The following is a 22189-nucleotide window of genomic DNA, read 5'->3' on the forward strand; positions in this document are numbered from 1 at the left end:
CGAGCAATCCAAGTCTGGCTGAGACTCCGGGAACGGCTACAGAACCCTGACCGCTCCTGCAGAGAACCTTTAACAGGGTTTTCGAAGGGACTAAATCGGCGCCGCCTACCATGCAGGAAATTGAATCAGCCAAACACAACTTGGCCTTACCGATCACTTCCGAAGGCAGCGATTCATACCTGAGCGACGACACCCATCGCGCCAATCTCTCGGTCGTTTTTGTCATGAAGTACGCCTCTTAGCAGCCGATCGGATGTAGTGCGTGTTGGAATGGCCGGATAGACCCTCCCCGAATTGAATAAGCTCTCAGGTCAAAATCATTGAAGCATGCCGTGCCCTGAACTTTTGTGCCGCCTGCGCCGCTAGAGCACCCAGTTCGAGCCCCAAACCTCGATTTGCAACGCCGAGTTCATTGAGCAAATCGATCACTACGTCGTAGCCGTCCGCGGCAGGATTGCCGATGAGGTTTTTCCGGATAACCGATCACGCTAGAGTGCTGCAGGAACGTCTGGTGGAGAGCTGCCGGCGCATCCATCTTACGTACGACGAACGTTGGCTCCTCTTTGTGAGAGGAAACAACGAGTCTTTGGGGAATTGTGGTTGGGCCGCCGGTGTGGCCTGTAAGATACGCAAGGTTGGACGGGTTGTTTATGATCAGCGCTTCGATATCGCGCCGTGCCATTTCCGATTTCACCGCGGCCAGTCTGGGCATATATTTGCTTCTCGGAAAGTTGCGGTCCTTTGCTGATAGTCATTGCCTTCTCCGCAGCACATTTTGTTAGTTCTAAATTGCGAAAGTCGAGCTCGACCCGCGCGGTTAGTCAGCTTCGTGCGCTCCCCTCTGCGGGACCCCGCCCGCGCGAGGGCAGTCGCGGTAATGGTTGCATCCCGGTTTCCGGAGCGCAGCGAGATCGGCGATGTTAGTTTGCATCAGGCCTGCGTCCCGTTACGACCTGATAATGACCTCCCAACTCCTGCACTTTTGTGTCGCCCACGAGGACGCCAGCGGCACCGGAACGATGTAGTTCGCGAGGCCTCTTTGAAGATGTAGTTCGCGAGGCCTCTTTGAAATCGTCTGCGACAAGAAGAGAGATCGGCACGGGCGAACGCGGCGGCTACGCACACATCGATCACTAGGCCCCGCTCCATCCTATTGCAGCTGACCGACATTGTTGGAAAGAGACACCGAAGCCGTCGATGCCGGGCACATGGATTCTCTTGAGCCCACCCCCACGGATGTTCCGGTATATGGGTCCGAGGATCGGCGGCATCGTCAGTGGCTCGCTGGCCATCCAGCAAAAGGATTAGACCCATCGAGTTAAGTTGAGGTCGAGCGGCATGATTCCCCTGAGATCCCTGACTCTCCGTATTGAACATCCCTAAAGTAACTCTCTCGCAGTTCACAGCGCTGCGATGCAGTTCGATAGTGCGTGCTCTGTGCACTTTTATAGGATTCCATCATTGGAAGGTCGGGTGTAAGCTTGCGAAGCAGCGCAGAAATTCAGCGTTTTTTAGAGCGCTGCGCAGGATTCCAAATAGATGGGGCGCCGGTACGATCGGCAAGCCAATCCTCGCTGAGCTCAGCACTAGGGAGATCGCGCTTGGACTCCGTGGCTTTCCGTACTGTGCAGATGTGGCAGCAGCCCGCCGATTTCTGAAGCACGCCAAGCCCCGCGCTCGCAGAATTTCGTATCGTGCATCTGGTAGAGTCCTGAAGTTTGATTGGCTACGATTGCAAGAGACTGCTCGTTCTACGCAGCTCGGGTTTTGATCATTAGCAACCCGGATTGCATTGTTCAGTACGTCGGCGCAGCGAGATGAGGTCTCAAGCGTGGCTCGAGAATGGGTTTGCGCTTCTCCACGAACGCGCTCGATAGTCGGTTCCGTCCTGGTCAAATTCTCTGCCTCCTACTCCAATGACACGAGGTCATGGCGTGGTCCAAATTGTTTTCCGTCACGCCGAATGCAATCGAGCACCCCTACGCGAGCGAGGTCGCGAGTAGGCCGGGAAGCAAGAGCCGTTTGACACCGCGCTCACCGATCGCGCCGAAGGGCCCACTATTTGCTTCCATGAGAGGTCATGATTGGAGCAGATCTGAGCGCGCTAGATTTCGGCACGTGACGAGCCCGCGCATTGATCAGGGCCGTTGGCGGCATCACATTGTCGTTGATGTTGCATGCTGCATTCCTCGCGGGTGACGTTTGACCGGCCAATGCTCGTGAATGACCGGCCCAATGCTTATGAGGCGACAGATGACATCCTTCTGCTGTCTGAACCAACTACTAGCGTTGGTAGTTTATCTAGGCCTAACTTCGTTATCTCCGCTATAGGATGGCGCGGGCAGGAAACATGCAATCGCAAGCATTCGAGCCTCCGGCAGCCGTAGGCTTGCAATCTCAAGCCCACCATAGCGTGTAAAAGCCAAACCGGCTTCCGAACTTGTTTACGGCCGGGCCGGCTGCTTACATTGCATGCGTGAACCGATTGAGCGGCCGCCTGAGACCGAGGTTCTCTCTCAGGGTTTGTCCGGAGTATCCGGACCTGTATTTGCCTCTTCGGCGCAATTCGGGAACGACGAGCTCAACAAAATCCTTGAGCCCGCTAGGAACAATCGCCGGCATTACGTTGAACCCGTCAGCCGCATGCTGATCAAATGTATCCACCATGACGTCGGCGATTTCATCTGGAGTTCCAACAACCATTAGATGGCCACGGCTGTCCGCCACCAAGCGGATCAACTGTCTCCACGTGAATTTGTGCTGAGCGGCTATGTCGAGGAGAACCTTTTGACGACTCTGGAAGAAATTCGTCTGCGGTAAAGTGTCCGGGACCAGTGAGTCGAGATCCATCGAGCGGAGATCAGTGACAAACCCAAGCCAACGATCGGCAGCCCCGATTAAAACATCCATGGGCGTATACGATTGCAGTCTCTGAAGCTTCTCAGACGCCTCTTGCGTCGTTCTCCCAACGATCGGCATGATGCCCGGCATGGCTAGCACCTGGTTGTCTTCCCGCCCGAGTGCGCGCGCTTTCTCTTTGAGAGTTGCGTAATGTCGTTTACCGTCTTCTAAAGAAGGTTGTGCCGTGAACACGACCTCGCCGATCTCTGCAGCGAACTGTAGTCCGATATCGGATGCACCAGCCTGAACCAACACGGGATACCCCTGCGGCGGCCTTGCGATGTTCAGCGGGCCTCTGACTGATAAGCAATCGCCGCGATGATTAAGCAAATGCAACTTCTTGGTGTCAGCGAAAATACCACTTTTCTTGTCGCGAACGAAAGCGTCGTCTTCCCAAGAGTCCCAAAGTCCCTTGACAACTTCTACGAATTCTCTTGCACGAGCGTATCGCGTGTCATGATCGGGAAGTTCCCTCTCGCCGAAGTTCGCAGCCTCGAACCTGCCTACCGAGGTGACAATGTTCCAGGCCGCACGTCCTCGCGATAGGTGGTCAAGTGAAGCGAACATGCGTGCAAGATGATAAGGCTGATGGTAAGTCGTCGTCGCTGTCGCGACAAGACCGATCTTGTGGGTTCTTGACGAAAGCGCCGACAACAGCGTGATTGGCTCAAACCCATCGTTTCGGCTTACACGAGCTATGCTTGCGTGATCTTGTTCGAACACGCTTGGGCTATCAGCAAGAAATAAGAAGTGAAATGCGGCACTTTCGGCAAGAGATGCCAGATGAGCATAATGCTCGACATCAATTCCGCCATTCGCTGGCACGCTCGGATCGCGCCATGCACCTTCGTTATATCCGGCTTGAGTGAGAAACAATCCGAGCTTTATTTCATCGTTACGCCGCATACTTTATCTCCCTTTGAAGTTGACTATCCTCACACGCACCGCGGTCAGCCGGTGGATCGTGTGACGGCAAGGTGCTTCATCGCTCGACTCTAGGCAATCACCAGAGATTTCGATGACAGCGCCCTTTGAAGATCGCTCCGACAGCGCATGCATTAGCGCAACTCCCAAGGAGAACGCGCTGGCAATTCGTTCGAGTCTTCCATGGGGTCGAGCACGTCGACGCATCGCGATAGCAGAGAGAGCGCGCAATTAACAAGATGGATGCCAAGAGCAGTTTGACATGCGCGCTCACCGATCGCGCCAGTGAGCCCGTTCTGTGCTGCCATGAGAAACGAGGGGTCACGATTGGAGCAGACCTGAGCGCGCAGGATCTCTGCACGAGAAGCCCCCCATTGTCCAGGACCGTTGGCAACGTCCCATTGTGACTGATGTTGCACGTCGAACTCCTTGCAGGTGACTATCAACCGGCCCGCCAATCACCAACCGGTAAGTGACATGCTTCTATTGTGTAACTCAACCACCAGCGATGATAGTTGACCGGATCGCCAAGCTTCACGCGCTGGAGCGCTGCGATGGCCTGCGCTGGCAGTTGCGGGATGGATTCGACCAACCCGGGCGCCGGCATTGCCACCCGTAATCGCACCGGTTATGCTTTCCTGAGACTACGCGAGTTGCTGCACCCAACGCTCGCTACCAGGATTGGACAATATGCTCTGGGCGAAAATCCAATCTTAGCGTCTCACACGGATGCTAGCATTTTGCGTGTGTGTTTGGACGGACCGCGGTGGTTTGAGCTCAGAGGAAACTCCCAAAATCTTGCTGTTGCCGCTCTCGCCGAAGCTTACAAAGCGATCGCCTCCGGTGCTTTGGTGAGATTGTTGATGGCAATGAGCCGTGCGGTTTCTCACCGGTCGATCATGGCCGACTGTACGACCACGAGCGCAAGGATGTAGCGGCACGGTCGGTAGCGCGTTCCGGCGAATTTCGACGACCCTCGTTCACTTGCGCACCTGTATCGTGCCGAGCACGTCGCGATGGCTGTCGATAAAGCTTGCGAACACATCGGCGATGAACTCGGCGTCAGCGTGGGTCATGGATACCGAGATCGAAGCAGCAGCGCCATGCGGCAGAATGATCCCGTTCACCGCAAAGAAAGGCGTAAGCTGCATCATTAGAATTGCAGCGGCCGGCGCGGGATACGTCTTTTGAATTTGTGCTATCGGATGGATAAGAAGGAGCGAAGCTGCTCCGGTCACACGCAAGGGGATGGCCCGACTAATCCCGCCCCGGGCAAGGTTTCCAAGTGTCTCCAGATCGGCAAGAGCCGCATGGTCTAGATGCCGCATTGCGACGAGCCCCATTGTCATTGATAGGGATTAGCGGAAAAAATGGCTGCGTTGAGGAAGCAATGGCCGGCCAACCGAAGCATCGAATACTTCCATCACGTCGTTGCGTCCCTCTATTGGTCCAATCAGCAAACCGCCGCCGATAATCTTGCCCATGCTTAAGAGGTTCGGAACAAGGCGATAGCGGGCAGACGCACATCGGAAGCTCTGTCTGAGATTCGTGACTTCATCCGCATTCACGAGAATGCCATTATCACGAGCGGTTTTCTGAACCGCAGCAAGGAATCTGGGGTTCAGCGCAATCAGACCACCGCGGCTTGGCATGGGATCCAAAACCACCGTGGCAAGCCTGGGCGCATGATGTGTGAGCAGCCTGCGTACGCTTTCAACATCGTTAAAGCGGAGCAACGCTATTTCATCGAGCACGCTCGCGTATCCCGCGATAGGAGCCTGTGGATTTGGGGGCGGCTCTGGAGTGCGATCGAGGTTATCCGAGCACGATGATGCTTACCTAGCCCTAAAGATAGGGAGTGAACAGATCCGCTAAGAGCCGTTCTGTGTCGCGAATTCCCGACATATCGCTCGGGAGTGTCCAACGACGCGGCGGCAGCGACGCCGCGTCGAGACGGCACCTCGTGCGCTGGGGGTTGCAATAGCCGCTTCGCAGTTTTCGATGTGTACCGCATGGTCATGAGGCGACAATCATGGAGCTGAAGCTTGTTCTGTTCTGTCCTGACGATCAACAAGGCTCATGTCGCTCTGCGAAACCTCATCTAGTCGAGCAGCGTCCACAAGCGCGACTTGCTTATTCTTGCCGGCGTCTGTCGTCCAATTTCCCACGCCTGATCTGAGTTCCTCCATTGCTCGTTGACCCGATCAAATCGCGATGACCTGTCCCACCACCTCACCTCTTTGCTAATACGAAACAGCCCGCTTTCCCGCGCACCGACACTTTCGATCTCGCGGTTATAGCCGCCTGCTTACCAAGGCCAGAATGAGAGTCACGCTTCCTGCACACGGACACCGCATGGCCGATAATTGGGTTACCGCATACTCTTCCCGAAACATCAGGCTCCGGTTTTGGTGCCGCCCAATCCTCTTTCGACTATGATCGTCTCTCATCATACATGCCCAGCTTTCGCTGGGTCACATGCTTCCATAGGATCATCCGCGCCTAGCATGCGCCTGGTTTGCGCAAAAGCTACGTTTCTCCCAGACTGCGCGAGCTGTGAACATAGTGAGCAGAACGTGGCGTGCGTGTCAGCGGGCTTTCTATTGCACAAGAACCAGCTCGATGCCCCCTCCGGCACGAGGCCACGCTGAGAGAACACAAAGCCGGAACGGGCAGCCTCAGACGCGATGCGGATGTCCATCGCGAGCTGCATGGTAACGCCCATACCGACGGCCGGCCCATTCACCGCGGCAATTACGGGTTTAAGGCACTTGAAGATCTGCAATGTGAGTTGGCCGCCGCTGTCGCTGACCTTCGGATCGCTGTAGTCCACCGTGCCATCGGGCAGCCGTTTCCGCGCCATAATCGTGACCGAGGGCCGCGCGCAGCTCATGGCTGTCTGGAACGCCCTACAAGGCGGCTCCGAATGACGCTGATTTCACGGGGCCAACCGGTGCTAATGCTATTGAAGCCGCGTTAAATCTCGCGCGCAAGGTCACGGACGTCAGAATATCATTTCGTTCACGCGTGGATATCATGGCATGAGTTTAGCAGTATTCGCCTGCCAGGCCGACGCGGGTGTCGTCTGTTTTCCTGCCAAAAAGCGACTTCCGGGCTGAGGGATCCGGAGCGGTTAGCTCACTTATCGCTCAATATCAGGGGGACAAGTTGCTGGACCGTCATTGCAGACTCCATCACTGTTTGCCTTCATGGCACAGCGACGCGAATCTACTGCGGATCTATGATTGCGAACTTGTGAATCGGGGCACTAGTCACGTGAATCTAAAGTTCGCCACATAAAGTCTGCTGGGCTTTGTGGCAAAAGCGTTTGACGGAAGCCAAAATCTGGTCTGCGGACTTGGTCTTTGAAGGGCTTCGGGTTTTTGTTGTGCAGGTCGATGAAGGTGCGGATGTCGGCCTCGAGCTGCCTGACGGAGGTGTGCACACCTCGCTGGATCTGCTTTCTGGTGAGTTCAGCGAACCAGCGCTCGACCTGATTGATCCATGAGGCGGAAGTCGGCGTGAAGTGGACATGATAGTGAGGCCGGCGGGCGAGCCACACTTTGATCTTGGGTGTCTTGTGGGTGGCGTAGTTGTCCATGACGAATGGACATCGAGGCCTTCAGAGACCTGGGCCATCGATTTCTTTTAAAAACTTCAAGAACTCGACTGCCCGGTGGCGCTTGTAGCATTTGCCGATGACGACCCCCGAGGCGACATCGAGCGCGGCAAATAGCGAGGTCGTACCATGCCGCAATAGCTGTGCGTGCGACGTTCCGGCACGCCAGGCATCTTCGGCAAGACCGGTTGCTCGCGATCGAGTGCCTGAATCTGGCTTTTCTCATCGATGCTGAGGACAAGGGCTCGGTTCGGTGGGGACAGGTAAAGGCCGACGATATCGCGGACCTTGTCGACGAACAGCGGATCGCTCGACAGCTTGAATGTCTGGCTGCGGTCCGGCTGCAAGCCGAACGCCGCCCACATTCGGCGGATCGTGGTGTGGGAAAAGCCAGTTTCCGCAGCCATCGATCGGATCGACCAGTGCGTCGCGTCGGCCGGCGTCGTACGCAGCGTGCGCTCGATCACGGCGGCAACTTGATCGTCGTTGATGGTGCGAGGGCGGCCAGGGCGGGCCTCGTCAAGCAGGCCATCACAGCGATCCCTCAAAAATCGGCGGCGCCACTTACCAACGGTGTATTCGTGGAGGCCGAGTTCGGCAGCCACAGACTTTCTTGGCAAGCCATCCGCACACCGCAGGATCGCGCGGCATCGCTCAGATAGCGACCGCGCAGCACGATGACGACGAACTTGCCTCTCCAAGTACGCCCGCTCCTGCGGACTCAGCACCAAGGGCGCGATCGGCCGGCCTTTCCCACCTGCATTCGCCACAAGCGCTCTCCTCTCTCGAGATTCAGCTATCAACTAATGTGACGAACTTGCGTTCCGGATGACTAGCACTACTTTGGCAGATTGATTTGCAGCTTTTCACGGATTCGTTTTCGGCAGTATGGGCATCACAGAGCTGGCGGTCGAAGGATGAGACCGACGATCGCGTGGCGTACCGCCGGCAAGCTAGGCTGAGGCGGAGGTCCCTTGATTCTTTTTTTCCGCCCCGCTTGTGCGAGGCGACGGTGTTGCAGGAAGGCGTAGGCGATCATGGTCATCAGCGCGTGACGATGAAGGCCCTGCCAGGATCGTCCCTCAAAGTGATCAAGCCCGAGCTCCCCTTTCAACTGCTGATGCGCCTGTTCGCAAATCCATCGTGCCTTGATGGTGGCGGCTAATGTGCGCAGATCCATCGCGGCGGGCAGGTTGGCGAGATAGTACTTCTTTTCCCCTGACGTCCTGTGTTCGCCGATCAGCCAAGCCTCCTCGCCGGGAAGATGCTGCTGGCCCTTGTCCTTGATCCGCTGGGGAGGTCCATCGGCGATCCGCACCCGAACCGCGGCAAACCGGGCATTCAATCGCCTTTGGTCCCGCTGCGCCAGCTCACATTTTGCCACTTGGAATCGGCGAACATGTCTTCGGCCCGGCGCGACAGGAATGGACCGCTTGCGGGGACGCCCGCGCATCGCAACCGGCCAGATTACACAACCGAAGCGCACGCCGGCTGCCATCGCGCGATCAATCTCCGCCAAAGCGATCTCTGGCTTGGATCGTGGCGTCGACCGGTACGCCGGCGCGCTTCAACCGTGAGGCATCGCTCGTCCAACTCTCGGGTAGGAAGAGACGCAATGCGATCATCACCGGCACTTCACCGCGCGCAAGCGTCAGCGACACCAACGTTTGGCAATTTGCCGTCTTGCCAAGAGCCGAGGCATATTGAGCCGCGACACCGACCGAGTGCTCCCCCTTTCTTCGGCACCGCGGTGTCATCGATAACTAGCCCCGCATCATCGCCGCCGACGAGCCGGTCGGCCTCCTCGAGCAGCTCTGTTTCCAGCGGTGTCGCATCCCAGACGCCATCTGCGATGAAGTGGTGCAGCTGATCGTAACCGCCCGCTGCAAAGCGCTCCGCCATCGGTTGAATGCTCTTGCGCTCACCAGGGCCGATCAGCCCCGCGATGTAATGCGGACACATCCGCCGCCGGGCCTTGTGACCCAGGCGATCCAGGAATGGCTTCAGCCAACGCTCGAGCTGGTCTTCCCAATCCGACGTCGCGTTCCCCATGGTCGGCCCCCCAAAAGCCGATCCCCTATGAATCATTGAAAAATCGATTCGGGAATCTTGAGGGTTCTGTGAGGTCGCGGGGCAAAGGCCAGCCGCGCTCTGTCGTAGCGTGCGACCTCATAGAAGCCGGATTGAACGAAGCCGCGGAGTTGTGGGCGCTGTGGGATAGTGCAGCCAGTGCGGCTGCCGAGAAGGCGCGCCTGTGGTCGTAGCGCGTCGGCGAGACATTCAGCTGATGCGAGCGGCCCATTGATCGGGCAATGGGGCCGATCAAGCGAGGGATTTGCTGCGCTGGGATGCGTGGCCGAACGATTGGCGGGATATTTGGTGACGAACGCGGCCACGGCGACATCGGACGTTGCCACCGAGAAAGTGATCACGGAAGGGGAATGGTGCAGGCATGGGTCATGACGTATCACAACGAAACGGATGGTCGCGCGCGCCGGCTCGCGGGACGACTTCGACGCGCCGCATGGAGCCGCCGCAATGTGGGCAGACGGGGATCTCGCATTTGACGAGGGGATCGCCGCCGGCTTCTTGATCAGCCGGAGCGTTGCGGACAGCAAGGAGTTGACGGCAAAGGGCGATTTATCGTTGGGTCCACCATTGGCGAGGAAGCCATAGTGGCGGATGCGGTGAAAGCCGTCCGGCAGGGTGTGCAGGAGAAAGCGACGCATGAACTCACCGGCATCGAGCGTCATCACCTTGGCTTTGCGATTCTGCCGATAGTCCTTCCAGGAAAAGCTCACCTTACGATCGGCGAGTGAGATCAGCCGACTGTTGGCGATGGCGACGCGATGCGTATACGGCCGAGATAAGCCAGCACCTGTTCGGGTCCTCCGAATGGCGGCTGGCGTAGACGACCCAGTCGGTCCGTCGGAGCTGATCGAGCCGCTGTCTGAATGCGGCGGGATCAGCGAGATGGGCGAGATCGCCAAAAAAGCCCAACTGGCCAGCCGCGAAGGCAGCTTGCAGCTCTTGCAGAAACAGGCGGCGGAACAGCCGAGAGAGGACGCGCACCGGCAGGAAGAAGCCGGGCCGGCAAGCCACCCAGCGTGTGCCAGGGCTATCGCATATGACTGAGGACCTGCATGACGAAGATTTCGTCCCAGCCGGCGCGCTTGATCTTGAGGTTGATGGACTTGCGGTCGGGGTGAGCTCTCAGCACGTTGAGGGCAAGGCGGCGGAGAATGGCGAGATTGTCCGGGGCATTGTCCTTGCAGGCACGGTTGCCGTCCTCGGCAAAATGGACGTCGAGCACCCAATGAAGCCGGTTCTCAATGGCCCAGTGACTGCGGGTAACGTCGAGCAGCCGCTTGAGAGAGATATATCCGGACAACAGGTTGTGCCGCACGACCGGCGGATCGGCGCGTTGGCCACGCAGGCGCCTGCGCGAGGTGACTCGGCCCACGGCTGCTACGCCGGGGAAGCGTTCATCCAGAGACGTATTGCGCATGACGGTGGCACGTCGCGCTTCGCTGCGATCGTGGGCCGAACGGTCGATCGTGTCCCCCGGCGTGGTGTAGCTAAGCGGAGTTCACCACGTTCGCCGGCATGGGCCGGACAGGTCAGCTGGCGATTGCCGGGAAGCTGACGGCGGGATCATCGCTCAACGGCGCGATGGTTTCCAGCGTCATGTAGCGGGCGCGCTGGACGGCCCATTCATCGTTCTGCTCGAGCAGGATCGCACCAACGAGGCGAACGATGGCGTCCTCATTGGGGAAGATTCCGACCACCTCGGTGCGCCGCTTGATCTCGCCGTTGAGGCGCTCGATCGGGTTGGTCGAGTGCAGCTTGGTCCGGTGCTGGGGCGGGAAGGTCATGTAGGCGAGTACATCGGTCTCCGCTTCGTCGAGGAAGCCGGCGAGCTTGGGGAGCTTGGGGCGGAGCTGGTCGGCGACCTTTCGCCATTGGGTCTTTGCGGCCTCGGCATCGTCCTGGGCAAAGGCGGTGGCGATGAAGGCGGAGACGATACGCCGCCCGCTCTTGCCGGCATGCGCGAGCGCGTTGCGCATGAAGTGCACGCGGCAGCGCTGCCAGGAGGCGTTGAGCACCTTGGCGACAGTGGCCTTGATGCCCTCATGGGCATCAGACACGACCAGCTTGACGCCGCGCAGGCCGCGGCGCGCGCGCTTGCGCAGGAACGCCGTCCAGAACGTCTCGGCCTCAGACGGACCAATATCCATGCCGAGCACTTCGCGCCGGCCATCACTGTTGACGCCGACCGCGACAATCACCGCGACCGAGACGATGCGGCCCTGCTGGCGCACCTTCACGTAGGTGGCGTCGATCCACAGATACGGCCAGTCGCCCTCGATCGGACGGGCGAGGAAGGCCTTCACCTTGTCATCGATCTCGGCACACAGCCGGCTCACCTGGCTGTTGGAGATCCCGCTCATGCCCATGGCCTGCACGAGATCGTCGACCGAGCGGGTCGAGACGCCCTGCACGTAGGCTTCCTGCACCACGGCGGTGAGCGCCTTCTCGGCCATGCGGCGGGGCTCCAGGAAGCCGGGGAAGTAGGAGCCCTTGCGCAGCTTGGGGATGCGCAGTTCGACCGCGCCGGCGCGAGTCTCCCAAATCCGGTCGCGGTAGCCGTTGCGCTGGGCCAGGCGTTCGGAGCTCTTCGCGCCATAGGCGGCCCCGGTCTGGCTTTCCACTTCCAGCTCCATCAGACGCTGGGCGGCAAAGCCGATCATCTCGCGCAGCAAATCCGCATCGGGGGTCTTCTCCACGAGCGTTCGCAGGTTCATCATCTCGTCGGTCATCGGTGGTTCCTCGAATCAGGTTGGTGTCAGCAACCCGACCCTACCGGCGAATCGCCGGTGACCACCGCAAAGCCGTCCGCCCGCTACGGCGCTATTTGAGGGCGCGCGTGCGGACGGCTTTGCTCTACCGAGCTACACCATCACTGGGGACACGACCCGAACGGTCGGTCTGCTGGACGGTGCTGCGCTGACCCGATCGCGCAAACTACTGCGTCACCGCCTTGAACAAGGGGCCGCGGTTTGCCTTGATCGTCAGAACAAAATGGCCGCCCCGGAGCTTTCTGTTGTGCCAAGGCCATGCGCGCTTCGACTGCGAAGACGTTTGACCAGATGCAGTGGCGTGGCTCGTCTGCCGCGTTCGTAGGCGCGCCGCAAGGGCTTGCCGTCGATGGCGATTATGCCCGTGAGCTCGAGGCCATTGGCCTTGGCAAAGGCCTCCATGAAGCGGCGGAAGGCAAGCTCAAGGCTTGTGGTTCGAGCAGCCGGAACACCCGGCTGAACGTATCGTGGCTGGGGATGCCGTGCTCCAGCTTCAGGAAGAGGCGGAACGACCCTTCCTTCGACCGTCCAAACTCCTCCATCTCCGCGCAACTGCCGGCGCCGCACAAAACGGCCGCCAGTGCGATGAAGGGAACCTCCAGCAGCTCGTGGCTTGCATTGCCTGCGCGCGGGTCCGGCAAGCGCCCAAAGGCCTTCCTGAACTTCCGCATCCGACTCCCTCCAAAATCCGGGAGCCGTCTTCAGAATCCTTCGTGCACTTCAATGCAATAGCCAGCCGAAATCCATATGCGATTCCCCTGCAGCGTGTGCCGTCGGGCGAAGGTCCATCACCAGGCACGACACAGTGGACATGCGGATGGTGTTGCAGGGTCTGGCCCCAGGTATGGAGGACGGCGGTCACGCCGAGCTGGGCGCCAAGATGCTTGGGGTCGGCCGCGATGGCGGTGAGCGTCTCGGCCGCGGAGCGGAACAGGATGGCGTAGACCACCGCCTTGTTCTGGAAGCAATCTCTCCGGCCGGGACCGGCAAGGTGAAGACCACGTGGAAATACGGCACGGGAAGGAGTTCGGCTTGCCGTTCGGCTGCCGCGCCCTGGCACTTCGGACAGTGCCGATTGCGACAGGAGTTGTAGGCGATGCGCGTCGCACCGCAGTCGTCGCATTGCTCGACGTGGCCACCGAGCACGGCCGTCCGACACGCCGTGGTGGCGCCCATCACGCGTCGCTCGACGCCACCGAGATGACCGGCATACGCCTGTCGAAAAGCTTCGCCGTGGCGGCGGAATATGTCCGCCACCTCCAAAGCCGGGCCCATGATGCCCGATCAGCCGGATGGAACGATCTCCAATCGCAGTCGGTCAAGCGGACTCGGGGTCTGGCTGATCGTTTTGGTGGCAACCTGGGCGTAGCGCGCCGTGCTTTGCAGGCTGGCATGGCCGAGCAGCACCTGGATGACACGAATTCGCGGCCGGGAAATAGCCAGCACGTCGGTCGGGTTAGCCGGCAATAGGCCCTTAGAATCTTCAGGAGCTGCGGCGAGAGCATGACGTAACGGTCCCTGCCGCCTTTGCCTTGTTCGACTCGGATCACCATCCGCTGGCTCGTCGACATCCGCGACCTTGAGGAAAACCACCTCCGACACGCGTAATCCGGTGGCATAGACTGTCGTCAACGCTATGCGGCTCTTTAGGCTCGGGATCGCCTAGAGGAAGCTCACCACCTCGTCGGCACTCAGCACGACCGGCAGCTTGCGTGGCTCCCGCGCGTAGGCGATGCGCTCCGCGATCGTGCTGTGGTCGAGCGTCACCCCGTAGAAGAATCGCAACGCACAGACGGTCTGGTTGAGTGCAGGCCACGAGATCCCCGTCGCCACTAGATGAACCTGGAACGCGTGAACGTCCTTCAAGCCCAAATGGTCGGGCGATCGGCCAAAATATCGGCTGAACTTCGATACCGCGTTGAGACATGATCGTTGCGTCGCCTGCGACAAATTGCGGACCGTCATGTCCTCGATCATGCGTCGGCGGAGAGTGACCTGCCACTGCATTTTCATCCAGCGGCAGTTAGAGCCTCAGGGTTTTTTGCAGCGAGACCGAAGTTTGGACCACTCAGAACTAGAGTTTTGCGCCTCTGATCACGTTGACGGGCTGGTTGCGCCGACGTGGTTTTGCAGCACAATCGGCGGTCGATTGCCGATCGCGCCGTGGGGCCGTTCTTCATTGTAGTATCTGCGCCAAGTCTCCACTTTTTCCTGGGTGTCCGCAAGGCTGAGGAACTAGTGGGTGTTGAGGCATTCGGCCCGGAAGCGGCCATTGAAGGCCTCGATGAACACGTTGTCGGTCGGCTTGCCGGGCCGTGAGAAGTCCAGCGTGACGCCGCGCTGATAGGCCCACAGGTCCAGATCGCGCGACACGAACTCGCCTGCGCAAGTGGGTTGTTCATTCGTCTCTTGTATAGGGCGCTCCTGGCAAAAAATCAGTTCTTAACGTCCTTTGAAAACTGGCTTTCGCTTTTCCACGAAGGCGCGCATGCCCTCTCTGTGGTCACGAGTCTGCTCCGTCCTAGTATACCTCTCAGCCTCATAGTCCAGCGACTCCAGGAACGTGGAGGTCACGGCATGGTCCAAGTTATCCTTCATGAGGCCGAACGCGATCGGGGGCCCCTCTGCGAGCGAGGCCGCGAGTTCGAACGCCATTTCGCGCAAATGCCCATCCGGCACCACGCGGTTGACGAGCCCAAGCACTTCCGCGCGCTGCGCATCAATCCGTTCGGACAGAAACATCAGTTCGCGCGCGCGGGAGAATCCTGCCAATCGCGTCAGCAGCCAAGTGACTCCGTAGTCGCCAGACAAGCCGATCCGCGCATATGCGGTTGTCAGAATGGCTGACCGAGCGGCAATGCGGAGGTCGCAAGCCAGCGCGAGCGCAAGGCCCGCGCCCGCTGCCGGCCCCGAGATAGCCGCAACAGTTGGCTTTCTCACCGCGACCAGCGCTCCGGTCACCATTCGCTGTTCGACGCGCAAATCGGTGAGCCGCTGTTCGAAAGTCGTCTCGATCTTTGCCGAGCGCCGGTTCATACTTTTTACATCGCCGCCCGCACAGAAGGCGGCTCCCGCGCCGGTGATGAGGATCGAACCCACTTCCGGATCGTCACCGACGCGTTTGATCAATTTGCGCAACGCCGCAATGAGGCGATCGGAAAGAGCGTTCAGGACCTCCGGCCGATTGAGCGTGACAATGGCGACACGGTCGCAGATTTCTACCAGCAATTCACTCGTTCCTGAATCGATTTCCAGTCTCTCGGACATGCTTCTCGCTCCATGTATTTTGCCGCGCCCAGGGACCGCGGCTCCGCCTAAGGGTCCAAAGCTCAGGCAAGCGCTGCAGAGTGCCGTTTTCGCATTGCCGATCAGCTGCACGGAGCTTTGCGGGTTAATCACCCCGGCCTACTAAAGGTCAGCTCGTCACTCGGCATCGTGGCCACAACCACAAATCACCGCTCGATGAACCCATCGAGGCTTGGCCGTCCGTACGGACGTTCTCTCGACCATCCCCGCGATGTTCACATCACGCGCTCCCTTACTCATCTTTCGATTCACACTCCCGACCGTCATGGCAGCTGGCCGCGGCCATTCTCGCTCCTTTTTGTTGCGGCCCCGACGTAGTTGCCCGCCACCCGTGTTCGGCGGACTGTAGCGGTCGTCCCGCTGCTGCTTTAGCCAAGGCGGACGTGGCCCTGGCATGGCGATCATTGCGTGGCAATGCCTTATGAGCACAGATTACACCAGCCCGCCGCTCTCGCTGACCCGACAGAGATGATAATCGACATCGCCAAAGGTGTTTTCGATCATGGTCAGCCGCTTGAAATAGTGGCCGATCTTTGCCTCCATAGTCATGCCAATGCCGCCGTGGAGCTGGATCGACTGCTGGCCAATGAATTTGCTCGACCTGCCGATCATTACCTTGGCTGCGGCAACTGCGTTCGTACGTTCGGTCGCATCGCCGAAATCTGCGGCCATACTCGCGAACATCGACATCGAGCGCGCCTGTTCCAGCGCGACGAACATGTCGGCGGCGCGGTGCTGTAGACTTTGGAAGCTGCCGATCGCAACGCCGAACTGTTTTCTCGTTTTCAGATATTCGACCGTGGTCTTCAGCGATTCATCCATGGCGCCGACCGCCTCCGCGCAGAGGGCAGTCCGGGCTTCATCGACCACTCGCTCGATCAGCGGCAGGCCGTTTTCAGAATCGCCAATTGCAGCGTCGCTGCCGACCTCAACATCAGTGAGGGTGATGTCCGCCGCGTGCAGCCCATCCTGGGTCGGGTAGGACTTCTTAGCAACGCGCTTGGCATTAGCGGGAACGAGGAACACACCGATGCCACTTTTATCGCGCTGAGCGCCCTCGGTCCGTGCAGTGACGACGAGCGTGTCCGCGTTCTTGCCATTGATGACGACGAATTTTTTGCCGTCGATAATCCAGCCATCGCCCATCCTCTTCGCCGACGTGGTGACGTCGTGAAGGTCATAGCGTGAATTCTTCTCGAGCTGGGCGAATGCAAAGGTTTTTGAGCCATCTATGATCGAGGGAATATACGCGGCTTTCTGGGTGGCCGAGCCACCATGACGCAGGAAGCCGCCGGTGATCACGACTGTCGCCAGATAGGGCTCAAGCGCCAGCGCGCGGCCCAAGGCCTCCATCACGATCATGGTCTCCAGCGCGCCCGCGCCAAAGCCGCCATCGAGTTCCTCGAACGGCAAGCCGAGCAGGCCCTGCTCGGCGAGCCGGCCCCAAATGGCCTTACTCCAGCCACCCTCCTCCTTCATGTATTTCTTGCGCTTCTCGAAATCATAGGCGTCGGTGAGAAGCCCATCGACGCTTTCCTTGAGCAACCGTTGCTCCTCGGATAAATCAAAATCCATGTTCTATTTCCTTGTACCGATCCAATTTCATTCGGTCATTTGAGGGCGTGCATGCGAGCAAACCCGGAATCAGGAAGTTGCGGCACGAGATTTCGATTTCGCGCTCACGTGCGCCCGGTGTGACGCTAAAGCCCCAGTACCGTCTTGCTGATGATGTTGCGCTGGATCTCGTTCGAGCCCCCGTAGATCGAGACTTTGCGGTTGTTGAAATAGCCCGGCGCGATCTGCGCGCTCCACTCCATCGCTTCCTTTGACGAATCGGAATGCTCATCATACGCCGCGGCGAACGGCCCGATCACCTCCATCAGAAGCTCGGTGGTGGTCTGCTGGATCTCCGAGCCCTTGATCTTGAGCACCGAGGACGCTGGGTTGAGCTTGCCCATGCCGTGCTTGCCTTCATCCGCGACGACGCGCAGCTGCGTCAGCTCCAACGCCTTCAGCTCAATCTCACAGATAGCCAACTTTTCGCGAAAAGCGGGGTCCTCTATCAAAGGCCGGCCTCCGGACTGAGTTTTCGAGGCGAGCTCCCTGATGCGGCGGATTCGCTCTTTGGAGACGCCGACACGTGCAATGCCGGTGCGCTCATTGCCGAGCAGGAATTTGGCGTAATCCCAGCCCTTGTTCTCTTCACCAACGAGATTTTCGACAGGAACCTCGACGTCGTCAAAAAACACTTCATTCACCTCATGGCCACCATCGATGGTCTGGATCGGACGCACGGTGATGCCCTTGTTTCTCATGTCGACCAGGATGAAGGAGATGCCGGCCTGCTTCTTCGCAGCCGGATCGGTGCGGCAGAGGCAGAAGATCATGTCGGCATATTGCGCGAACGTGGTCCAGGCCTTCTGTCCATTGATAACGTATTTGTCACCCCTGCGCTCGGCCTTGGTCTTCAGGGATGCGAGGTCGGACCCGGAGCCAGGCTCAGAAAAGCCCTGACACCACCAATGGTCGACGTTGGCAATGCGCGGTAAGTAGTATTTCTTCTGCGCATCGTTGCCGAAGGTATAGATCACAGGGCCGACCATGGATACGCCGAAGGCCAGCGGCACCGGCGCCGGATACATCTGCACCTCTTCTTTGAAAATGTAGTGCTGCACCGAGGTCCACCCTGTGCCGCCATATTCCTTCGGCCACTGGCTTACGCTCCAGCCCTTCTTGTTTAGGATGCGCCACCACGTGACCATTTCCTCCTTCGACAGGTGGCGCCCCTCGATCATCTTGCGTCGCGTCTCCGGCGGCACGTTATCGCGGAGGAACTGCCGCACTTCTTCGCGAAAAGCCTGCTGTTCTTTTGTTAGTGCAAGATACATCGAATTCTCTGAGCGAAATTCATTGGTGCCTCGTCGAGATTCACTCCGCGTGGGCCGGGAGGAGTTCGCATTGTCGCTGCTACCTTTCACATAAGCATTGATTTCTCACCACGACATGTTTCTCTCGATGAACCGATCATCAATATAGCGCTGCTGCGCGCTCGCACCTCTTTCTTAGAAGTGAACGCTTGATTAAGGGTGCCGGAGCATCCCTCGTGTAACGCATTTGTCTTCTTGGACGCGGCGACGATCTGATCAGTTTCTGAAGGCATTCGGCCGTCCCTCATTCAGGGTTGCCGCCTCTCAATAGCAACGGTCGTGCCAGCCGCATCCAACCGCTTTGAAGCCTCTGATTGACTTGGAAAAGTTGTTCGCAATCCTCAGGGCGCGGTCGGTATTTTGATCATACGGCCGTCAGAAACGGGCCAAGCATCAGCGGTCGTTTGCGCACAAAAGGCCAAGTTTCACGGCGATTTTCACGATAGCAACAGGAATGGAACTGCCAGCCTCATTCACAAAGACCTTTCAGCGTCGATGCGAGAGAGCTCGACCAACTCGCTCTCGTTCGAGCGTGAAAAGGTTATAACCTCGATTGTCATACAATCCGTCCAGTTTGCGACACCGATGCCGCGAACCGGACGAAGCGTCTCGACCATTCCAGCGGGTGGCGCTGCATCTGTACAGTGTTTTGGTCTCGGTAATCGAGCGAGCACCATCCAGCGAGTGGCACACCGATTGCTGGGATGAGGAGCACGAGCCGCCGGCCAAAACCGGTCGTAGCGGCCCATCACAGCAGCTCCCGATGAGACTTTCCCGATTGATCCTAGTTAATGCAATAGCAATAGTTCTCGGGCCTGGAAGTGGAGGAGCAGTGAACGTCGGCCGTCGTTCGAACTTTGCCGAACCGGCCCTGCTAACGCGTCGTTCAACCATAAGATTGGGCACGAGGTCGTGTTGAGCGTTGCAAAGCAATTTTACAGCCACATCGTCCAATCCGCACCATTGCGGTGAAGGTGATCACGCCTGAGGTTTCGTGAAACAATGACAGGCGCAGTACGGAGATAAAGCTATGAAGCTCGCTTCTGGATACAAAGCCTTTTGGAAGACGGCCCATGACAACTACCCCGATCAAATAAGCTCGGGCGGACTTCTTGATATGGGGATCGCAATAAGCACGGTGCTGAATGCTGACGATTGTGACCGCTTTGCAAAGCCGTCAGAACGCGGATGGATGTCGGCTATTCACCCAAAGAGCTTTACCAACAAGACGACGAAAGTTGGGGCGTTGGCGTTAACGTACAAGGGGCTGATACATATCAAAACCGCTTTTGACCTGGCTCTGTACACAAGGCTTCTTTGGGAACTTCAGCCAAGGACGATTCTAGAATTTGGTTCCTATCAGGGTGGCAGCGCACTATGGTTTGCTGATCATATGTCGGTGCTTTGCGAGACTCCCGGTGAAGTTCACTCGTTTGATTTGCACACAGAATGCATTCATGAAAATGCAAAACATTCACTTGTTACCTTTCATCGGGTTGACCTTTCGGAGGTTGAGAACTTAGATAAAAGCCTGCTGATGGAGCTACCTCATCCTTGGCTTGTAATCGACGACGCGCACGTGAAAGTATTTTCGCTATTTTCTTACTTGAGGGACCTTCTGGTTTCGGGAGATTATTATGTTATTGAAGACGTTCCGATAGACGCAAACAGAGCGGTTATTGATGGCTTGCAGTTAGTGGAGCAGTCAGGCTTTTTGGTCGATACTTATTACACCGACGCGTTTGGAACCAATGTTACTTGTGCTCCAAATGCCTGGCTTCGGAAGTCGTAGCGCGGGTGCGCAGAACGATGGGACTGGAAGATCGTCGTCGTAAACTCCAGCTGGATCGTTAGGGCAGCACGCTAATGGCTTTAATGGATGAAAAGCCGATCGAGCGACACCGTCGCGACAACTGTTGTTGCTCAAGCACATTTACGGGCTGTCCGATGAGTGAGTGTGCGAGCGCTGGGGCCACGCCCCTTATTTCCAGTTCTTCAGTGGCGAAGAGTTCTCCCGGCACGTCTTCCCGCACGAGCGTTGCGACCTTAGCCATTGGCGCAAGAGGCTCAGCGACAGGCTGGAGCGGTTGTTGGCGGAGGGCCTGCCGTGGCTGAACCGCCTGGCCAGGACGGATCGCGGCATGCAGCAGTTTGGCGTCGGTCTGGAAGTTGATGGCCTTCAGTTGCACCGTGGTATCGATCGTCACGGGCTCGAGGTCCTCGTAAAAGCGCCGGCCTCGTGCGTCAAGCACGGGGTCAAGCTGTTGGCGCAAACTGTCAAAGGCCGCGCAGGAGACGCCGCCAACGTCTCCTTTCAGTCGCGGGCCACAACTCCGGCGCATTCTCGCCTGGCTCAGAGAACTCTGGGGCCTTTTCCTGCGGCTGCTATGGCGAACGCTCGCCTGTCCAGCCCAGCTCAATCTGGTTTCTTAACGGACGAGTTCATACGCTCGTGGAAACTGCGATCACGAACCTGGGTGAGGGCTTAGGACTGAGCAAGTGAGGAGTCGGAGTCTAAGAGGCGTTGGATTGACTGGCTCAGACTTCAGGTTTGAACGAATGCCTTGCCGCGGCGGCATGTCACTGTCGGCGTGCGACGTGATCGGAATGATATTGCAGGCCTCAGCGCTGTTGAACCTGGTGACGGAGATCACGAGCGCGCCTCAAATTGGTTTGATGTAGCGAGAGACTGTTTGGGAGCCGACGATGATCTGTGCTGCAACGACAACTGGATCGACGGTCTCATGTGGTGGCCGCATGGCCGCCCTGCCCTTCAGACAAGATCAAACTCGTCAAGTGCGGCTTTGATTGGGCCATCGCTAATGCCGAATTTACCAATTTCCATGCGCGGCGTGTTATCCGGGCCAAAACTCTTGGAATACCGAGGCGATCCAGCCCTTCCCTGGACTATCCTTTGGCCACCGAGGCCATCTTCTTTCGCCGGCTGAAGGATTAAGGCAACGGAGCTCTTGAAATTGCGGGTATTCCGCAATTTCGCGGCCCTGAACAACATGGCCATGTGACCATCATGACCGCTCGCGTGCATTTTGAGCATATTTGACGACCAGATTTTATTTGATGCTTCGAGCATTGAAGGCATCAATATTCGCCCTCCGCCCGATCGTACGCTCTTCGCCTTCGCCCCGGAGTAATGCGACGACAACCGGTTTGAGCTATCCCCGTTTCGGTCTGTTCATACCGAATGAATCTCTCTGCCGCGAAGTTCGCTGTGTTCTGCATTCAATGGTCGAGCTCGATCGTGGTCGAGTAGCTCAGCCATTTGGCTTTCGCCCTCACAGATCCGGGCGGGCGGATTTCCCGCACCCGGCTCCTCACGAGGGTAAACCCGCGTCATATCCGCGCCTGCGCCCAAGTGCGAGTGATGCGTGGAACGGGCAGACGGAAGCGTGCCGTCAGGGTCTCGAACTCCGACCAGCCCATGGGCCGACTTTTCTGGCTGCGCCGTCTCAGACAGCGCATCCACGTGCGACGCACTTCGCGGTAGAAGCCGTTGAGCGCTGGATAATTGTGCGGCCTGCCATAGTAGCCATAGTGCCCGCGCAGAACGGCGGCGAACCACTCGTGCTGCGTAGCCAGTGGCGCGTGCATGAGCCGCCAGGCGTCCTGGCGCAACGCCGTCAGCTTGCGCGTCA

At 58.4% G+C, this 22189-nt stretch carries 11 protein-coding genes and 12 pseudogenes; 3 read left to right on the forward strand and 20 right to left on the reverse strand.

Annotated features, from left to right (window positions below; genetic code table 11):
* The 6 genes and pseudogenes from BLV07_RS44310 to BLV07_RS49990 form a co-directional block, all read right to left on the reverse strand.
* Positions 1-226 (reverse strand): MmgE/PrpD family protein (locus tag BLV07_RS44310; protein WP_143035726.1); only part of this gene is annotated, 226 nt, incomplete at its 3' end.
* A 183-nt stretch (positions 227-409) separates the two neighbouring features.
* A complete protein-coding gene (locus BLV07_RS44315) occupies positions 410-712 on the reverse strand; it encodes an aminopeptidase P family N-terminal domain-containing protein (protein ID WP_091898935.1) in 303 nt (100 codons plus the stop codon).
* A 1751-nt stretch (positions 713-2463) separates the two neighbouring features.
* On the reverse strand, positions 2464-3807 hold the full coding sequence (locus BLV07_RS44320; protein WP_091898936.1) for an LLM class flavin-dependent oxidoreductase: 1344 nt from the start codon (positions 3805-3807) through the stop codon (positions 2464-2466).
* A 998-nt stretch (positions 3808-4805) separates the two neighbouring features.
* Complete coding sequence (locus BLV07_RS47200; protein WP_143035727.1) at positions 4806-5153, reverse strand: hypothetical protein; 348 nt, start codon at positions 5151-5153, stop codon at positions 4806-4808.
* A gap of 30 nt (positions 5154-5183) precedes the next feature.
* Complete coding sequence (locus BLV07_RS44325; RefSeq protein ID WP_176946171.1) at positions 5184-5579, reverse strand: aminotransferase class III-fold pyridoxal phosphate-dependent enzyme; 396 nt, start codon at positions 5577-5579, stop codon at positions 5184-5186.
* Between the two features lie 725 nt (positions 5580-6304).
* Positions 6305-6679: pseudogene (locus tag BLV07_RS49990) on the reverse strand (enoyl-CoA hydratase-related protein); the annotation flags it as partial.
* Positions 6680-6762: 83 nt separating this feature from the next.
* Here BLV07_RS49990 and BLV07_RS50590 point away from each other — a divergent pair.
* A pseudogene (locus BLV07_RS50590) lies at positions 6763-6887 on the forward strand (diaminobutyrate--2-oxoglutarate transaminase); the annotation flags it as partial.
* A gap of 220 nt (positions 6888-7107) precedes the next feature.
* Here the strand turns inward: BLV07_RS50590 and BLV07_RS44335 are convergent.
* The 12 genes and pseudogenes from BLV07_RS44335 to pimC form a co-directional block, all read right to left on the reverse strand.
* A pseudogene (locus BLV07_RS44335) lies at positions 7108-8214 on the reverse strand (IS630 family transposase).
* A 96-nt stretch (positions 8215-8310) separates the two neighbouring features.
* Positions 8311-9532 (reverse strand): annotated as a pseudogene (locus BLV07_RS44340) (IS701 family transposase).
* 369 nt (positions 9533-9901) lie between these two features.
* Positions 9902-10564: pseudogene (locus BLV07_RS49995) on the reverse strand (IS91 family transposase); the annotation flags it as partial.
* Positions 10563-10991 (reverse strand): annotated as a pseudogene (locus tag BLV07_RS44350) (ISAs1 family transposase); the annotation flags it as partial. The pseudogenes BLV07_RS49995 and BLV07_RS44350, both read right to left, overlap by 2 nt.
* Before the next feature lie 73 nt (positions 10992-11064).
* Positions 11065-12264, reverse strand: a complete 1200-nt coding sequence (locus BLV07_RS44355; protein ID WP_091898939.1) for an IS256 family transposase — start codon at positions 12262-12264, stop codon at positions 11065-11067.
* Positions 12265-12530: 266 nt separating this feature from the next.
* Positions 12531-12974, reverse strand: a pseudogene (locus BLV07_RS49590) (ISAs1 family transposase); the annotation flags it as partial.
* A gap of 56 nt (positions 12975-13030) precedes the next feature.
* A pseudogene (locus BLV07_RS44365) lies at positions 13031-13581 on the reverse strand (IS91 family transposase); the annotation flags it as partial.
* 6 nt (positions 13582-13587) lie between these two features.
* Positions 13588-14310: pseudogene (locus tag BLV07_RS44370) on the reverse strand (tyrosine-type recombinase/integrase).
* Positions 14311-14397: 87 nt separating this feature from the next.
* Positions 14398-14682, reverse strand: a pseudogene (locus BLV07_RS44375) (integrase core domain-containing protein); the annotation flags it as partial.
* 63 nt (positions 14683-14745) lie between these two features.
* Positions 14746-15570, reverse strand: a complete 825-nt coding sequence (locus tag BLV07_RS44380) for an enoyl-CoA hydratase-related protein (RefSeq protein ID WP_091898941.1) — start codon at positions 15568-15570, stop codon at positions 14746-14748.
* 471 nt (positions 15571-16041) lie between these two features.
* Complete coding sequence (pimD, locus tag BLV07_RS44385) at positions 16042-17184, reverse strand: pimeloyl-CoA dehydrogenase small subunit (RefSeq protein WP_091898942.1); 1143 nt, start codon at positions 17182-17184, stop codon at positions 16042-16044.
* A 125-nt stretch (positions 17185-17309) separates the two neighbouring features.
* Positions 17310-18497: a pimeloyl-CoA dehydrogenase large subunit gene (pimC, locus tag BLV07_RS44390; protein ID WP_091898943.1), complete on the reverse strand. Its 1188-nt coding sequence runs from the start codon at positions 18495-18497 to the stop codon at positions 17310-17312.
* A 1069-nt stretch (positions 18498-19566) separates the two neighbouring features.
* Here pimC and BLV07_RS44395 point away from each other — a divergent pair.
* Together BLV07_RS44395 and BLV07_RS44400 are read left to right on the forward strand one after the other, a co-directional pair.
* The gene (locus tag BLV07_RS44395; protein WP_091898944.1) at positions 19567-20328 is read left to right on the forward strand and encodes a CmcI family methyltransferase; all 762 of its coding nucleotides are present in this window, start codon (positions 19567-19569) and stop codon (positions 20326-20328) included.
* Positions 20329-20449: 121 nt separating this feature from the next.
* Positions 20450-20641: pseudogene (locus BLV07_RS44400) on the forward strand (transposase); the annotation flags it as partial.
* 668 nt (positions 20642-21309) lie between these two features.
* On the opposite strand, the gene BLV07_RS44405 reads toward BLV07_RS44400, so the two are convergent.
* The gene (locus BLV07_RS44405) at positions 21310-21627 is read right to left on the reverse strand and encodes a zinc-binding metallopeptidase family protein (protein ID WP_143035729.1); all 318 of its coding nucleotides are present in this window, start codon (positions 21625-21627) and stop codon (positions 21310-21312) included.
* Positions 21628-21887: 260 nt separating this feature from the next.
* A pseudogene (locus BLV07_RS48450) lies at positions 21888-22189 on the reverse strand (group II intron reverse transcriptase/maturase); the annotation flags it as partial.

It is taken from the genome of Bradyrhizobium sp. Rc2d (assembly GCF_900099855.1).
In the GTDB taxonomy this organism is placed as follows: domain Bacteria; phylum Pseudomonadota; class Alphaproteobacteria; order Rhizobiales; family Xanthobacteraceae; genus Bradyrhizobium.

Coding starts and splice junctions, on each gene's coding strand:
- BLV07_RS47200 (WP_143035727.1), bottom strand. CDS start 5,153: ATGCGGCATCTAGACCATGCGGCTCTTGCCGATCTGGAGACACTTGGA.
- BLV07_RS44320 (WP_091898936.1), bottom strand. CDS start 3,807: ATGCGGCGTAACGATGAAATAAAGCTCGGATTGTTTCTCACTCAAGCC.
- pimD (WP_091898942.1), bottom strand. CDS start 17,184: ATGGATTTTGATTTATCCGAGGAGCAACGGTTGCTCAAGGAAAGCGTC.
- BLV07_RS44405 (WP_143035729.1), bottom strand. CDS start 21,627: ATGCTCGAAGCATCAAATAAAATCTGGTCGTCAAATATGCTCAAAATG.
- BLV07_RS44395 (WP_091898944.1), top strand. CDS start 19,567: ATGAAGCTCGCTTCTGGATACAAAGCCTTTTGGAAGACGGCCCATGAC.
- BLV07_RS44380 (WP_091898941.1), bottom strand. CDS start 15,570: ATGTCCGAGAGACTGGAAATCGATTCAGGAACGAGTGAATTGCTGGTA.
- BLV07_RS44355 (WP_091898939.1), bottom strand. CDS start 12,264: ATGACCGACGAGATGATGAACCTGCGAACGCTCGTGGAGAAGACCCCC.
- pimC (WP_091898943.1), bottom strand. CDS start 18,497: ATGTATCTTGCACTAACAAAAGAACAGCAGGCTTTTCGCGAAGAAGTG.
- BLV07_RS44315 (WP_091898935.1), bottom strand. CDS start 712: ATGCCCAGACTGGCCGCGGTGAAATCGGAAATGGCACGGCGCGATATC.